Source organism: Streptomyces sp. NPDC002825 (assembly GCF_040295385.1).
In the GTDB taxonomy this organism is placed as follows: domain Bacteria; phylum Actinomycetota; class Actinomycetes; order Streptomycetales; family Streptomycetaceae; genus Streptomyces.
In genome coordinates this window covers 160832-175446 of the sequence record NZ_JBEOVH010000013.1, presented here as the reverse complement: position 1 = coordinate 175446, position 14615 = coordinate 160832, and the positions used below count along the sequence as shown (strand labels likewise).

Sequence of the window (14615 nt, the reverse complement as noted above, 5' to 3'; positions counted from 1 at the left end):
GTGCCCCCACCGGATAAGGGTGCGCGTGTTGTTTCGCCCGAATTGAGAGGCGTGGAAAGGGGGATGACCTGCCGCCCCCATTCACTTATCCACAGGCTGTGCGGAAGATCTGTGGACTACGGAGAAGATCACGGGGATTTCCCTCATCGTCCCTGGGAATTCCGTGATCAAACACCATTGACGCACTCATTTGGGTGGGAATTGCTCGCTCCAACGAGTGGGTCCGCAGAAGGGCGCTGACGAGGGCGTCAGCGGGGTGCTGTGGATGGCGCACGGAGTGGCGGGGGGTGAGTGGGGCGATTTGTCGACCTTGTCTCGGTGCGGTGTCGACTTGTCCCCAGGTCTCGACGGACCCTGTGGATAACCTCTGTGGGTAACTGAAAAGTATGCAGGTAGGACTAGTGGTTCGTACCTGTGGACGAACGCTCCCACCGCCGGGAGCGTTCGGTCACCATCGGATCAGGCCCGACCGTCCTGGGCCCTCGCCAGCCAGTCGGAGGCCTCCATGAACTCCACGTCCGAAGTCCCGCGCCGCAGCGCCCGCACGTCCTGAACCGCGACGCCCGCCCGCGGGTACGAGCCGAGGAACCGCACGTTGGGGCAGATCCGCTTGAGGCCCATCAGCGCCTCGCCCACCCGCCGGTCCGCGATATGGCCCTCCGCGTCCACGGCGAAGCAGTAGTTCCCGATCCCCGCTCCCGTGGGCCGGGACTGGATCAGCATCAGGTTCACCCCGCGCACCGCGAATTCCTGGAGCAGTTCGAGGAGGGCACCCGGATGATCGTCACCCAGCCACAGCACCACCGAGGTCTTGTCCGCGCCCGTCGGGGCCGCAGGCCGGGCCGGCCGGCCCACCAGCACGAACCGGGTCTCCGCGTTCTCGGCGTCGTGGATCTCGGTGACCAGCGCCTCGAGGCCGTACGTCGCCGCCGCGAACTCCCCCGCGAAGGCGGCGTCGAAGCGGCCCTCCTGCACCAGGCGCGCCCCGTCCGCGTTCGAGGCCGCCGACTCCCACACCGCCTCGGGCAGGTGCGCCCGCAGCCAGTTCCGGACCTGCGGCTGGGCCACCGGGTGGCCCGTGACCGTCTTGATCTCCGAGAGCTTGGTCCCCGGCCGCACGAGCAGCGCGAAGGCGATCGGGAGGAGCACCTCGCGGTAGATCATCAGCGGCTCGCCGGAGGCCAGCTCGTCCAGGGTCGCGGTCACCCCGCCCTCGACCGAGTTCTCGATCGGTACGAGCGCGGCGGCGGCCTCCCCGTTCCGTACGGCGTCGAGGGCGGCCGGGACCGAAACCATGGGGACGAGTTCCCGCGTCGCGGCCTCCGGCAGCGTGCGCAGCGCCGCTTCGGTGAAGGTGCCTTCGGGGCCGAGATAGGTGAACCGGGTGGCGGACATACCGTCACCCTAATGGTCGGCGGGGGAGCGAGCGGCCGTCCGAGCGGGGGCTCTCACCCCTCGGACGGATGCTCGTCCGGGCCGGGACCGTCAGGCCTCCAGCAGGCGCTGGCCCACGTACTCGCCCTCGGCGGGGCCGCCCGGGACGGCGAAGAGCCCGCTCGCCTCGTGGCGGATGAAAGCGGACAGCGCGTCGCCCCGGTCGAGCTTGCGCTGCACCGGGACGAAGCCCCTGAGCGGGTCCGCCTGCCAGCAGACGAAGAGCAGGCCCGCGTCAGGGGTCCCGTCCGGACCGATCCCGTCGTGGAAGGAGAACGGCCTGCGCAGCATCGCCGCCCCGCCGTTCTGTTCGGGGGCGGAGATCCGGGAGTGGGCGTTGCTCGGGATGACCGGCTTGCCGTCCGGACCGAGCTTGTTCAGGTCGAGCTCGGTGGTCTCGGAGCCGCCGGTGAGCGGCGCTCCGTCGGACTTCCGGCGCCCGATCACCTTCTCCTGCCGGTCCAGCGGCAGCTTCTCCCAGTCGTCGAGCAGCATCCGGATCCGGCGCACCACCGCGTACGAGCCGCCGGCCATCCACTCCTGCGCGCCGCCGGCCCCGGCCGGGACGAAGATCCGCCGGTCGAAGTCGGGGTCGGTGGGCTTCGGGTTGCCCGTGCCGTCGACCTGGCCCATCAGATTGCGGGCGGTCATCGGCTTCGCGGTGGCACCGGCCGAGCGGTTGAAGCCGTTCATCTGCCAGCGCACCCGGGCCGCGTCCCCGGCGTCCTTCTGGACGGCGCGCAGCGCGTGGAAGGCGACGAGCGCGTCGTCGGCACCGATCTGCACCCACAGATCGCCCTCGGAGCGGCGGGGGTCCAGGGCGTCCGAGGAGAACGCGGGCAGCGGGTCGAGTCCGGCGGGGCGGCGCGAGGCCAGTCCGGTGCGGTCGAAGAAGGTACGGCCGAAGCCGAAGGTGACCGTGAGGGAGGAGGGGCCCGCGTCGAGCGCGATACCCGTGTCCCCGGCCGGCGCCTTGCCCGCCATCAGCGCCTTCGCCGTGGCCGACCAGCGGCGCAGCAGGGCGGCGGCCTCCTTGCGGCCGGCGCCTGGGGCGAGGTCGAAGGCGATCAGATGCCCCCGGGACTGGAGGGGGGTGGTGATGCCGGCCTGATGTTTCCCGTGAAACATCACCGCGGTCGAGCCGACCGTGGTCAGCGCCGGGGCGCCGGAGGCTCCGCCACCGGCGGTGTCGTCGCCGGACAGGGCCGCGGAGATTCCGGCGCCGCCGGCCGCGCCGACGACGAGGCCGGCCGCGCCCGCCGCGCCGACGGTGCCGAGCAGGCGCCGGCGGGAGAGGTCGATGTTGTCGCTGTCGGTCACTGGGCTCAGCCGATCTTCACGTTCTTGTCGATGGTGGTCTGGTCGATCTCGGAGGTACGGACGGTCACCTGGATCTTCCATTCGCCGGGCATGGGGATCTGGACGCCGCTCGCGCTCCAGTGTCCGGTCTGGATCCGGTCGGGGGCGACGGGCAGCGGGCCGACGTCCTTCGCCTCCAGGGTGAGGGCGACCTTGATCTCGGGGACGTCCAGCGGTTTGCCGTTGGGGCGCTCGACGAAGATGTGGAGCGCGTTGGCGCCGGTGCGTCCGGGGTCGAGGCTGAGACGGACGACGCCCTTGCCGTCGACGCCGCCGGTGTCGAAGGGCAGCCGGATGTCGACGGGCCGGTCGGGCACGGCGGCCGGGCCGGAGGCGGAGGTGGCACGGCCGGCCTCCTCCTCGGTGCGGCCGGGCTCGGTCGAGGTGAGCACGGTCGTCACGGCGAGGAGGACGACGGCGACGGCGGCCTCGGTCAGCACCGAGCGGCGCAGACCGGCCCGCTCGGGGTCGGCGTCCCGCTCCCGCTTGCGCCGGGCGGTGGCGACGGCGGCCCGCTGCCGGGCGAGCTGCGCGGCCCGCTCGGGGTCCGCCGTTTCGGAGGGCGCGTCCGCGTCCTCGGAAGCTGCGGCTTCCAGGGGCTCCGGGGCCGTCTCGTCCGCGCTCTCGTCCTCCTCCCGTGGCGCCGGGTCCGCCAGGCGTCGGGTCCAGCGGCGGGAGACCCAGGCGATCCCGATGAGGACCGCCATGAGACCGATCTTCACCAGGAGCAGCTGGCCGTACCGGGTCCCGGTCAGCGCGGACCAGGAGCCGACCTGGCGCCAGGACTGGTAGAGCCCGGTGGCCGCGAGGACGGCCACGGAGCCGAAGGCCACCTTGGAGAAGCGCTCGACGGCCGAGCGTTCGACGGACGGCGCCCGGTAGAGGGCGACGAGGAGCACGGTGAGGCCGCCGAGCCAGGCGGCGACGGCGAGGAGGTGCAGGATGTCGACGGGCATGGCGATGCCGGGCTGGAGACCGGTCGAGGCGTGCTCGGCCAGGGCCCAGGTGCCGGCGATGCCGGCGGCGACGACGGTGCCGCCGAGGCCGAGTCCGAAGGCGAGGTCCTTCTTCTCCTTCGGGTCGGTGCGGCGGGCGTAGGCGCCGAAGAGGACCGCCACGAAGAGCGCGGCCGCGCCGAGGAGCAGCAGCCGGGAGGTGAGCGCGGCGCCGGTCTTCGTCTCCAGGACGGCCTTCAGACCGGCGAGGTCGAAGGCGTCGGAGAGGTCCCCGGAGCCTGTGTACGGGCTGCGCAGGAGCAGCATCGCGAGGGTGGCGGCGGTGAGGGTCAGCCAGCCGCGGACGACCGTCTGCTGGACGGGGCGGACGCTCGCGCCGTGCGGCCAGCAGGCCAGGACGAAGGCGCCGCCGCCGACGAGGACGGCGAATCCGGCGTACGAGAGGTAGCGGGCGATGCCGTAGAGGGCGCCGACGAGGCCGCCGCCGGGCGCCTGGTCGGGCAGGGCGACGGAGGTCTGGGAGGGGGCTCCGATGGAGAAGGTGAAGGCACCGGCGACGGGGTGGCTGTCGGAGGAGACGGCCTGCCAGGCCACGGTGTACGTGCCGTCGGGCAGTCCGGCGCGGAGCGCCACCCCGTACCGGACGACGGAACCGCTGCACAGGTCGCGTATCTCGCCGGTGTCGGCCCGGCGGCCCGCCGGGTCGAGGACCCGGATGGCGTCGGCGCTCATGGCGACCTGTTCGGAGAAGGTCAGGTTGACCTCCTTGGGGGCGGTGGCGACCACCGCCCCGTCCCTCGGGTCGCTGCCGGTGAGCGCCGCGTGCGCGGAGGCGGGGGCGGCGCCGGCGAGCAGCGTGCCGAGGAGCGCGGCCGCGAGGACGAGCAGCCGTGCCAGGGCGGTGCCGAGGCGCGGGGCGGTGGTTGTCATCTGTGTGTCACTCCGTCAACGAGCTCAGTGCTGCTGCGGGTTGTGGTTGGCGGCTTCGACGGGGAGGTCGACCTTGATGGGGTCGGACTTCTCGAAGTGCAGCTCGATGCCGACCTTCTCGCCCTGCTTGGGCTTCGACTTCAGCTCCATGAACATGAGGTGGCTGCCGCCGCGTTCGAGCTTCAGCTCGCCGTTCGCGGGGATGTCGAAGGACGTCACCTCCTGCATCTTCTGGTTCTTGGTCGCGTGCATGGTGACGTCGTCCGAGAGCGCGCTGGTGACGGAGGTCAGCTTGTCCGCGGTGTCGCCGTCGTTCTTGATCGTGAGGAAGCCGCCGGCCATGTCCATCACCGGCTGGGGCATGAACGCGCCGCTGACCTCCAGCTTCGGCTTGTCGCTCGCCGAGGAGCACCCGGTCAGCGCGAGGGCGGCGGCGAGGGCGACGGCGGCGGACAGGGCGGTGGTGCGGCGGGTCACGGGTTCTCCCCCTTGATGATCTTCGGCAGGTCCTTGGCGTAGTCGTCGGCGCTCGCGTCCTCGCCGTACAGGACGTAGCCCTGGTCGGTGGTGGGCGAGAAGGCGATCACCTGGGCGCCGTGCATGGAGACGACGTTGCCGTCCTTGTCCTTGGTCGGCGGGTCGATGCCGATGCCGATCTGCCGGGCCCCCGCCTGGATGGCGGAGAAGTCGCCGGTGAGGCCGGTGAAAGAGGGGTCGCCGGCGGCGGGCAGCCACTTGGCGAGCTCGGCGGAGGTGTCCCGCTCGGGGTCGGTGGTGACGAAGACGACCTGGAGCTTGTCCTGGTCGGCCTTGGGGAGCTGCTTCTTGGCGATGGCGATGTTGCTCATCGTCAGGGGGCAGACGTCGGGGCAGTGCGTGTAGCCGAAGTAGATGAGGGTCGGCTTGCCCTTGGTGCGCTCCCGCAGGTCGTACTTCTGGCCCTTGGTGTCGGTGAGGACGAGCGCGGGCTTGGTGAACGGCCGGTCGAGGACGGTGGCGGCCTTGGTGGAGTCGGTGCCGCCGGACACCTCGGCGACGGCGGACGAGCCCGCGGGCTTGTCGTCGTTGCCGCCGAGGCCGACGGTGGCGGTGACGGCGATCGCGGCGACGATCGCGGCGGCTGCGATGACCAGCGGCGTGCGCCGCCCGGGACGGTCCGTCGCCGTCCCGGGCGTGTTCTTCTCAGACATGGTGCTTCTTCCGGATTTCGGGTGAGGGTGCGGCCGTCAGGCCGAGCGGCGGCGGCCGGCGAGGACGCCGAAGGCGACACCGGCGACACCCACGAGGATGCCGACGACGCCGAGGACGCGGGCCGTGGTGTCGGTGGACGAGGCGGAGGCGGTCTGCTGGTGGTCGGCCGTCTTGTCGTCGTGACCGGCCTTCTCGTCCGTGCCCGCCGAGGCGGACGGAGCGGCGCCGCCGTGGTGGTGGTCGGCGGAGGCGGCGGAGAGCTTCAGGACGGGGGCCGGGTTCTCGGGCTCCTCGGCGCCCTTCTGCTCCTCGATCCAGCGCACGACCTCCTTGTTGTCGTACGTCTGGATCGCCTTGAGGACCAGCTCGTCGGTGTCCTCCGGCAGCTGCCCGAGGGAGAGCGGGAACTGCTGGAACTGGCCGGGGCCGATCTTCGAGCCGTCGGCGGTCCAGGTGACCTTGGAGACGGCCTCGTTGATCTTCTTGCCGTGCAGCTCCAGCGGCTTGGCGAGCTTGCTCTTGGTCACCTCGGCCTTCCAGCCGGGGATGGGCTGCGGCATGACGGAGGCCAGCGGGTGGTCGAGCGGGAAGTTGACCTCCAGCTTCACGGTGGAGGCGTTGTCGCGCTCGTTGGGGACCTTGATGTTGACGGTCGCGTAGCCGCCCTTGGCCGCCTCGCCCTGCGGCTGCACGCTGACGTGCGCGAAGGCGGTGCCGGACAGCAGCACCACGGAGGAGAGGGCGATGCCGCCGGCGAGGGCGGCGCGGGTGGCGGAGACACGGGACATGCTCATGGCAGAAGACACTCCAGCTCGAAGAAGACGGGGACGTCCGGCGCGCCGGGGGACGGCGGTCCCGCGCGGGCGTGCGGACGGGCGCGGCCACTCCGGGGGAGCGGTCCGCGTCAGGCTGCGAGGACGCAGTCGGCCGCTGGAGGGCCGCGCCTGATCACCGTGTGCTGAAGGGCCTCGGCCGCCGGCGGCGGCGAGGAGTCGGAGCTCGTACGGAGGGCCCGCCGCGGTCCCGTGTGCGGTGCCGTCGGCAGTCCGGCGAGCAGGGCCCGTACGAGACGGAGCGCGGCCCGCAGGGAGCGCACGAGGGCGCACTCGGCGAGCTCGGTCGCGCCCTGCTCGGAGAGCTCCACGAGCCGGACGAGGGCGCGGTCGCCGCGGCGCAGCAGCCAGCCCGTGGCCAGCGCGGCCAGGAGGTGGCCGAGGAGCATGGGCAGACCGGGCAGCAGCTCACCCGCGGGCGCGGTCGCCGTCGAGGCCGTGTGTCCCATGTGGGTGTGTGCGGCGGCGGCCGGGTCGAGTCCGGCGTCGGTCAGGATCCGGGTGGCGTCGGCGGGGCTGAGGGACGCCGTCCCCGCGCCGCAGACCAGTCGGGCGGCCATCCGGACGAGGGCGTCGTCCGCCTGGCCGCTGAGGGCGAGCTGCCGCTGGCCGAGCCCGAAGAGGACGTGCAGGCCGAGCTGCCCGCCCGCAAGGGCGCCGACGACGAAGCCGAGGGAACGCTCCCGGCCGGTGAAGAGGACCGTGATGCCGAAGACGCCGAGGAGACCCGCGACGACGGTCCACGGGGCGATGCCCGCGCAGGCCGCGAGGGCGTGTCCCAGCGCGGACAGCACGACGCAGACCGCGGTGAACACCGCGGCCCTCAGCAGCCGTGGAGCGAGCGCGGGGGCAGTCATGGCGGGCCCATCATCGCACCACGCGCAGGACCGCCATGCGGCAGGTCCGGAAGGTCGTTCTTGGGGGGCTTGCGGTGACATACACCGGCGCACGCCCCCGGTGCATCCGCCGAACGAGCGCTCTTGACGCCTCCTTGCGCTTACGGAGCGTCCGCTCCGGCAATACGTATCGGTATGTCGAGCCGCTGCCGGGAGGCTGGAGCATGAGCATCTGGTGGTCACTCCATCTGCGGCGCGAGGCCGCGAGCGTGCCGCTCGCGCGGAGGCTTCTGCTGGGCACGATGGAGACGGCGGGTGTCGATCCCGACGTGTCGTACGAGTTGTCGGTCGCGCTGACCGAGGCGTGCGCGAACGCCGTCGAGCACGGCGGCGCGGGCGGTCCCCGTGAACACGGCGGGGCGTACCGGGTGACGGCGTACCTGGACGGCGAGACCTGCCGCATCGAGGTCGCCGACTCGGGTCCGGGCTTCCGGCGAAGAGACGCTCCGGCGGCCCCGTCGGACGACGCCGAGCACGGCCGCGGCCTCCGCCTGATCGAGGAGCTTGCCGATCACGTCCAGTTCGGCAACCGCTCGGGCCGGGGCGGCGCCGTGGTCAGCTTCGACAAGATCCTCAAGTGGCGGGACAGCCCGTCGCTCCTCATGGCGTGACGCACGGGGAAGGGCCCCCGCCGGTCGGTCGGCGGGGGCCCTTCGGTTCCAACGTACGCGGGGATCAGCCCTTCAGCGCGGCCATCCACGCCTCGACCTCTTCGGCGCGCCGCGGCAGCGCGTCCGAGAGGTTCCGGTTGCCGTCCTCGGTGACGAGGATGTCGTCCTCGATCCGGACGCCGATGCCGCGGTACTCCTCCGGCACGGTCAGGTCGTCGGCCTGGAAGTAGAGACCGGGCTCGACGGTCAGGCACATGCCCGGCTCCAGGGTGGTGTCCACGTACATCTCGGTGCGCGCGGCGGCGCAGTCGTGGACGTCCATGCCGAGCATGTGACCGGTGCCGTGCAGGGTCCAGCGGCGCTGGAGGCCGAGCTCCAGGACGCGGTCGACCGGGCCCTCGACGAGGCCCCACTCGACGAGCTTCTCGGCGAGGACGCGCTGGGCGGCGTCGTGGAAGTCGCGGTAGGCGGCGCCGGGCTTCACCGCGGCGATGCCGGCCTCCTGCGCCTCGTACACGGCGTCGTAGATCTTGCGCTGGATCTCGCTGTACCGGCCGTTGATCGGCAGGGTCCGGGTGATGTCGGCGGTGTAGAGCTCGTTGGTCTCCACGCCGGCGTCGAGCAGCAGCAGGTCGCCGGAGCGGACGTCGCCGTCGTTGCGGACCCAGTGCAGGGTGGTGGCGTGCGGTCCCGCGGCGCAGATGGAGCCGTAGCCGATGTCGTTGCCCTCGACGCGGGCGCGCAGGAAGAACGTGCCCTCGATGTAGCGCTCGCTGGTGGCCTCGGCCTTGTCGAGGACCTTGACGACGTCCTCGAAGCCGCGGGCGGTGGAGGCGCAGGCCTTCTCCAGCTCGGCGATCTCGAAGGCGTCCTTCACGAGGCGGGCCTCGGAGAGGAAGATCCGCAGTTCCTCGTCGCGCTCGGCGGTGACCTTGTCGGTCAGCGCGGCCTCGATGCCGGCGTCGTGGCCGCGGACGGCGCGGACGGGGCCGGTGGCCTCCTTGAGGGCCTCGGCGAGCTCGCGCACGTCCTTGGCCGGGATGCCGAGGAGCTGCTCGGCCTCGGCGAGGGAGTGGCGGCGGCCGACCCACAGCTCGCCCTGGCCGTCGAGCCAGAACTCGCCGTTCTCGCGGTCGGAGCGCGGCAGCAGGTAGATCGTGGCCTCGTGGCCGTCGGCGGTGGGCTCCAGGACGAGGACGCCGTCCTGCGTCTGGTCGCCGGTGAGGTACGCGTACTCGGTGGAGGCGCGGAAGGCGTACTCGGTGTCGTTCGACCGGGTCTTCAGGTTCCCGGCGGGGATCACCAGGCGCTCGCCCGGGAAGCGCGCGGAGAGCGCGGCGCGGCGGGCGGCCGTGTGGGCGGCCTGCGCGATCGGCGCGAGGCCGTGCAGCTCGGTGTCGGCCCAGCCGGACTTCATGTTCTCGGCGAGCTTGTCGGACACGCCCCCGTACAGCCCGTTCTTGCGCTGCTTGATCGGCTGCTCTTCGGTCTCGGTCTCTTCCGGGGTCTCCGGGGTGAGCTCCTCGGCCACGGGTCTGCCTCCTCTTGGTACGACACTGAACCCCCACCATCGTACGGTCGTACGGAAGGGGGCCCAGGGCCGGAAGACCCATTACCGCTGAGTCACCCGCGGGTCACTCGAAGCGCGCCGCGAGCAGGACCACGTCCTCCCCGTCCACGGCCGGGTCGAGGCCCTCGGGGAGCAGGGTCCGCAGGACGTGGTCGGCGACGGCGCCCGGGTCGCCCCGGTCCGCCCGCGGCACGCTCGAGGCGGCCGCGTGGAGACGTGCGAAGGCCCGGTCCATGGCGTCGCCGGTACGGCGCAGCAGCCCGTCCGTGTAGAGAAGCACCGTTTCTCCGGGTGCCGGGGACAGCTCGACGCTCGGCGCCTCCCAGCAGGAGAGCATCCCGAGCGGGGCCGAGAGCGAGGTCTCGACGAACTCGGTGCGGCGGTCGCCGACGATCAGCGGCGGGGCGTGCCCGGCGCCGGCGAGGACGATCCGGCGCTGCGCGGGCTCGGCGTAGGCGAAGAGGGCGGTCGCCGAGCGGGCGGGTTCGGTGAGCCGGAGCAGGAGTTCCAGGTCGGAGAGGACGGCGACGGGGTCCTCGCCCTCCATCACCGCGTACGCCCGGAGGGAGGCGCGCAGCCGGCCCATGGCGGCGAGCGCGCTGGGGCCGGTGCCGGAGACGGAGCCGACGGCCAGACCGAGGGCGCCGTCGGGCAGCGGCAGCGCGTCGTACCAGTCGCCGCCGCCCATCGGGCCGGTGCGGTGACGGGCGGCGAGCTGGACGCCGGGGACGCGGGGGAGGCGGCTGGGGAGCAGCTCCTCGGCGACGGTGCTGACCTGGACGCGGGCGCGCTCGACCTGGAGGAGCCGGGCGAGGTGCTCGGTGGCGAAGCGGCCGTAGAGCCCGATCAGGTGGCGTCGGCGCTCGTCGGGTTCGGCGGGCTCGTCGTAGAGCCAGACGACCGCGCCGAGCCGGCCGGCTTCCTCGGTGGCGAGCGGGAGGGCGTAGCTGGCGGCGTAGCCGAGGCGGGCGGCGACCTCGCGGTGGCGCGGGTCGAGGCCCTCCTCCGTACGCACGTCGCGGATGGCGATCGGATCGGGGACGCGCTCCGGGTGCCCGGGGTCGGGCAGGCCGTCGAGGAGGCGGCCGTAGCTGGTGGCGCCGCGCGGGACGGTCTCGATGGTGCCGAGGTCGGAGTGGGCGAGGCCGAGGCCGATGGTGCTGGTGGGGCCGTGGCCGTCGGCCGGTTCGAGGACGGCCATGCCGCGGCGGGCGCCGACGAGGGCGGCGCCGGCGCCGAGCACCTCGCGGAGCGCCTCGTCGAGGGAGGCGGTCCTGATGAGGCGTTCGGTGAGTTCGTGGAGGGTGGTGAGGTCGGACACCCAGGAGGCGAGCCGGTCCTGGATCAGGGCTCCGGGCGGGAGGGCCGCGTCGGCGGGACCCGCGGCCGCGGGGACGCCGGGGAGGGGCGACGTAGTGTGCGGGGGCCCTGGAACCGTGGAATCGATTCCGGCCACTTTCGGCATGTGTGGGGCGCTCATGTCAGTCGGCTTTCCGACCGGTGCGTTTGACGCCATAGCATCGCAAACCCCCATGTCAATCTGAGCCGCTCGATGCATCCACATGTACACGCACAAGAGGAACGATGTCCAGCATTGTCCCCACGGGACTTGTGGTGTCCGTGAGCTCGTGCGCAAGGGTTGAAGTACGCGGGAAGTTGGCTGAAAATTGCCCCCGGTGTGCACCTTTTGCGGTCGACTGGCGTCGTTTGAAAGCGCGTCATTCCAAGCGTGCTGGGTACGTAATCGGTGACAGGCAGGGGCAGTTGACACCGCCCCGGAACGTGACGCGGAACCCCGGCGTCTTTCCCGCCGCAGGCCGCAACCCGCCACCGAGTGGCGGGGAACGTGTTCTGACCCGCTCCGGCTGACCTGGCTCCACCCGGTTCCCCCGGGATCCACCCGGCACCGGCCCGGTCCGCACCGCCCCCTCGGCGGTCCGGAACCCGCCGACCCGGCACGCGCTGATACGCACGGTGAAGAGATCTGCACATGGTGTGATGTGGATTCGGCGTTCAACGGAAAGGAACGAGCGCTCATGCGCGAGATCCTCGGAAGGCGACGCAGGCTCCGGTTCCGGCGCAAGGAGAGGACCGCGCGGCTCGACGCGGCGGTCACCTTCGCGGTCGAGTGGAACTGGCCCGTCCTGCCGGGCGCGGGCCTGAGAACGACGACCCGTACGGGCACGGGCCCGAGCGGCGCGACCCGCACGGCCGCGGGCGGAGCCCTCCGGTCGGGTGGAGCCCTGAAACCGGCGACCCGTACGGGCGCGGGACCGGCCTGCGCCTGTCCCGACCCCGACTGCGTGGTGCCCGGCGCGCACCCCTACGAGCCCGGACTGCTCGCGGCCACCACCGACGAGCGCATGGTCCGCTGGTGGTGGACCCGGCGCCCGGACGCCCCGGTGGTCCTCGCCACCGGCGGCCGCGCGCCCTGCGCGGTCAGCCTCCCCGCGGTCGCGGGGGCGCGCGCCCTCGCCGCGCTCGACGCGAAGGGCATGCGGCTGGGGCCGGTCGTGGCGACCCCGACCCGGTGGTCGATCCTCGTCGCCCCGTACGGCCTCGAACGGCTCGGTGAGCTGCTGTACGCGAAGGACGGCGTGCCCAGCTCGCTGCGGTTCCACGGGGAGGGCGGCTATCTGCTCCTCCCGCCCTCGGTCGCGGGGACCGGACAGGTCCGCTGGGAGCGGGCCCCGCTCGCCGGCTCCGCCCGGCCGTGGCTGCCTGACGTCGAGGCGGTGGTCGACGCCCTGGTCGAGGCGAGCACGAGCGCGCCGGGCGGCGGGAGCCGGCTGGCGTACTGATCTTCGGAAGGGTGGGCTGTTCACCCGAACGGGTGTGTCCTGGTCCGACTTGTCCGGGAAACGCGCGCGCGCCCGGCCGGGCGCCCGTTTCCCACCGCTATGTTCACCCCACCGTCCAAGATCTCCAGATCTCCAGCCGAGCAGGAGCAGGTGGGTCCCATGAGCCCGGTGAACCTCCGTGTGGTCGGACTCGGGACCGCCGTCACGGTGGCCGTCCTGCTGCCCCTCGTCGCCATGGCGCGGCCGACGGGGGACCCCGTACGGCCGGCCGGCGCGAGCGCCGAGGGCGACGCCAAGGCCGGGGGCCTGCTGAGGGGGCTCGGCCTGGGACCCCGTACACCCGCCTCCGCCGCTCCCACCGCCCCCGCGACTCCGGCCGCTCCCGTGGCCCCGGAGCGCGTCACGCGTTGTGGGCCGGAACTCGCCTCCCCCGAGGGGGCCGAGGCGCAGACCTGTGTCCTGAGCGAGGGCCCCGACGTCTGGGCGCGTACCTACTACCGGAACGCCACCGGCCGCCGGCTCGACGCGTTTCTGACCCTCATGGGCCCCGGCGGACGGACCGTGCAGGTGGACTGCCCGGTCCCGGCGCAGGACGAACCGGGAACCTGTGAAACACCCAGGGAGCGCGCGCGGGGCGCGGCCACGGCCTATACGGCGGTCGCGGAATTCGCCGGATCCGGCGAGGGCGGCAGTACTCCGCTGCTGCTCCGCGCGGGAAGCAACACGGCGGACGGCGAAGGAAGTTGAACGTCGCGCGCTCCGGCCCTGCCGGAAGCGGACATGGAAAGGCCCGGTCGCTGGCGACGGGGGATGCACCAGCGACCGGGCTTCAAGAACGGTAACAAGAGATCTGCTGTTCGCAAATTCGATCTCGGTTATTCGGACAGGGATTTGTCCGACCGAAGACCCGTCTTGTGGCAGAAGTCACCGACCGGTCGGTCTGCCTGTCACCGATACCACCTGGGGTATCAGCTGAGAGTCACCTGACGGTTCGTGAGGCCGCCGCGCGCCCGGCGCTCCTCCGCCGTCAGCGGGGCGTCCGACGCGAGCGCCGCGGCGAGCCGCTCGGCGAACTCGGCCGCCGGCTTCTCGCAGTCCTCGGCCGTCATGGAGGACGGCAGGTCCCACACCGGCACCATCAGACCGTGGGCCCGGAAGGAGCCGACGAGCCGGGTGTCCGCGCCGAGCGAGGTGCCCTCGCCGGCCTGGAGACGGGCGAGCGCGTCGAGGAGCTTCTCCTCCGGGTACGGCATGACCCAGCGCAGGTGGTTCTTGTCCGGAACCTCGCACCAGTACGCGGAGTCGACGCTCGCCAGCTTCACGGTCGGGATCGCGGCCGCGTTGGCGCGCTCCAGGGAGGCGGCGACCTCCGGGTCCGCGCCCTCCGTGGACTGCGGGATCCAGAACTCGAAGCCCGTGTGGACCTCGGGGACGAACGGGGCGTCCGCGTCGAGGAGCTCCTGCAGGCGCGGGCCCTCGGCCGGCACGCGGCGCGCGGGGATCGGGGTGCCCGGCTCGGCCTCCAGGGCGCGCTGGAGGGTGTCCGCGAGGTCGCGGGCCAGGTCGCCGGAGGTGGAGTCGTTCTGCAGGGCGAGCAGGACGGAGCCGTCGTCGCGGCGGAGCGCCGGCCAGGCCATCGGCAGGACGGTCGCGAGGGTCACGGACGGCACGCCCTCGGGCAGCCCGCCCTTCAGGGTGAGCGGCACGGTCGCGGCCGGGACCAGCTCGCGCAGGGCGACCCAGTCGCACTCGCCGGGCAGACCCTCGAAGGGGCGCTGGACGAGCTCGGTCACGGCGTGCGCGGCGGCGCGGCCGTGACACGCCTTGTAGCGGCGGCCCGAACCGCACGGGCACGGCTCGCGCGCGCCGACGACCGGGATCTCCCCGCTCGTGACCTGTGCCTGGCCGGCCTTGCCGGCCTTCGTCTGGGGGCGCTTCTTGGCCATGGTGTGGCTTTCTCCCGATCGCGGCTGTGCTCTGTGTGCGGTGCTGTACCGGGCGCGAGCCTAGCCGCACCGACCGCCGCGCCCGCTC

13 protein-coding genes are annotated in these 14615 nt (G+C 72.7%); 3 read left to right on the top strand and 10 right to left on the bottom strand.

Translation table 11 applies throughout. The annotated features are described in order from the left end of the window. Positions 1-459: 459 nt before the first annotated feature. The 7 genes from pheA to ABT041_RS19090 all read right to left on the bottom strand — a co-directional run bounded on the left by pheA (position 460) and on the right by ABT041_RS19090 (position 7560). Positions 460-1395: a prephenate dehydratase gene (pheA, locus tag ABT041_RS19120; protein ID WP_351185784.1), complete on the bottom strand. Its 936-nt coding sequence runs from the start codon at positions 1393-1395 to the stop codon at positions 460-462. 90 nt (positions 1396-1485) lie between these two features. Continuing rightward, on the bottom strand, positions 1486-2754 hold the full coding sequence (gene efeB, locus ABT041_RS19115; protein ID WP_351185781.1) for an iron uptake transporter deferrochelatase/peroxidase subunit: 1269 nt from the start codon (positions 2752-2754) through the stop codon (positions 1486-1488). Between the two features lie 5 nt (positions 2755-2759). Further along, on the bottom strand, positions 2760-4679 hold the full coding sequence (locus ABT041_RS19110; protein WP_351185778.1) for a copper resistance CopC/CopD family protein: 1920 nt from the start codon (positions 4677-4679) through the stop codon (positions 2760-2762). Positions 4680-4703: 24 nt separating this feature from the next. Further along, positions 4704-5156, bottom strand: coding sequence for a copper chaperone PCu(A)C (locus ABT041_RS19105; RefSeq protein WP_351185775.1), 453 nt, complete (start codon positions 5154-5156; stop codon positions 4704-4706). Further along, on the bottom strand, positions 5153-5869 hold the full coding sequence (locus ABT041_RS19100) for an SCO family protein (protein WP_351185772.1): 717 nt from the start codon (positions 5867-5869) through the stop codon (positions 5153-5155). Before ABT041_RS19100 ends, ABT041_RS19105 begins: the two co-directional genes overlap by 4 nt. 36 nt (positions 5870-5905) lie before the next feature. Then, positions 5906-6664, bottom strand: coding sequence for a YcnI family copper-binding membrane protein (locus ABT041_RS19095; protein WP_351185770.1), 759 nt, complete (start codon positions 6662-6664; stop codon positions 5906-5908). Positions 6665-6774: 110 nt separating this feature from the next. After that, positions 6775-7560: a hypothetical protein gene (locus ABT041_RS19090; RefSeq protein ID WP_351185767.1), complete on the bottom strand. Its 786-nt coding sequence runs from the start codon at positions 7558-7560 to the stop codon at positions 6775-6777. 203 nt (positions 7561-7763) lie between these two features. On the opposite strand from ABT041_RS19090, the gene ABT041_RS19085 reads away from it, so the two are divergent. Further along, complete coding sequence (locus tag ABT041_RS19085; RefSeq protein ID WP_351185764.1) at positions 7764-8210, top strand: ATP-binding protein; 447 nt, start codon at positions 7764-7766, stop codon at positions 8208-8210. Positions 8211-8274: 64 nt separating this feature from the next. On the opposite strand, the gene ABT041_RS19080 is transcribed toward ABT041_RS19085, so the two are convergent. Both ABT041_RS19080 and ABT041_RS19075 read right to left on the bottom strand, forming a co-directional pair. After that, positions 8275-9741 (bottom strand): aminopeptidase P family protein, encoded by a 1467-nt coding sequence (locus ABT041_RS19080; RefSeq protein WP_351185761.1) that lies wholly within the window; start codon positions 9739-9741, stop codon positions 8275-8277. 103 nt (positions 9742-9844) lie between these two features. Next, positions 9845-11296, bottom strand: a complete 1452-nt coding sequence (locus ABT041_RS19075; RefSeq protein WP_351185758.1) for a PP2C family protein-serine/threonine phosphatase — start codon at positions 11294-11296, stop codon at positions 9845-9847. Between the two features lie 520 nt (positions 11297-11816). Here ABT041_RS19075 and ABT041_RS19070 point away from each other — a divergent pair. Continuing rightward, positions 11817-12581 (top strand): bifunctional DNA primase/polymerase, encoded by a 765-nt coding sequence (locus tag ABT041_RS19070; RefSeq protein ID WP_351185755.1) that lies wholly within the window; start codon positions 11817-11819, stop codon positions 12579-12581. A 159-nt stretch (positions 12582-12740) separates the two neighbouring features. Continuing rightward, positions 12741-13328, top strand: a complete 588-nt coding sequence (locus tag ABT041_RS19065) for a hypothetical protein (RefSeq protein ID WP_351185752.1) — start codon at positions 12741-12743, stop codon at positions 13326-13328. Between the two features lie 221 nt (positions 13329-13549). Here the strand turns inward: ABT041_RS19065 and ABT041_RS19060 are convergent, their stop codons facing one another. Then, positions 13550-14527 (bottom strand): DUF5926 family protein, encoded by a 978-nt coding sequence (locus ABT041_RS19060; RefSeq protein ID WP_351185749.1) that lies wholly within the window; start codon positions 14525-14527, stop codon positions 13550-13552. Positions 14528-14615 lie beyond the last annotated feature (88 nt).

Bases quoted from the DNA above. Each gene is read 5' to 3' on its own strand.
- pheA (WP_351185784.1), bottom strand. From the start codon at position 1,395: ATGTCCGCCACCCGGTTCACCTATCTCGGCCCCGAAGGCACCTTCACC.
- ABT041_RS19110 (WP_351185778.1), bottom strand. From the start codon at position 4,679: ATGACAACCACCGCCCCGCGCCTCGGCACCGCCCTGGCACGGCTGCTC.
- ABT041_RS19100 (WP_351185772.1), bottom strand. From the start codon at position 5,869: ATGTCTGAGAAGAACACGCCCGGGACGGCGACGGACCGTCCCGGGCGG.
- ABT041_RS19095 (WP_351185770.1), bottom strand. From the start codon at position 6,664: ATGAGCATGTCCCGTGTCTCCGCCACCCGCGCCGCCCTCGCCGGCGGC.
- ABT041_RS19090 (WP_351185767.1), bottom strand. From the start codon at position 7,560: ATGACTGCCCCCGCGCTCGCTCCACGGCTGCTGAGGGCCGCGGTGTTC.
- ABT041_RS19085 (WP_351185764.1), top strand. From the start codon at position 7,764: ATGAGCATCTGGTGGTCACTCCATCTGCGGCGCGAGGCCGCGAGCGTG.
- ABT041_RS19075 (WP_351185758.1), bottom strand. From the start codon at position 11,296: ATGGCGTCAAACGCACCGGTCGGAAAGCCGACTGACATGAGCGCCCCA.
- ABT041_RS19070 (WP_351185755.1), top strand. From the start codon at position 11,817: ATGCGCGAGATCCTCGGAAGGCGACGCAGGCTCCGGTTCCGGCGCAAG.
- ABT041_RS19065 (WP_351185752.1), top strand. From the start codon at position 12,741: ATGAGCCCGGTGAACCTCCGTGTGGTCGGACTCGGGACCGCCGTCACG.
- ABT041_RS19060 (WP_351185749.1), bottom strand. From the start codon at position 14,527: ATGGCCAAGAAGCGCCCCCAGACGAAGGCCGGCAAGGCCGGCCAGGCA.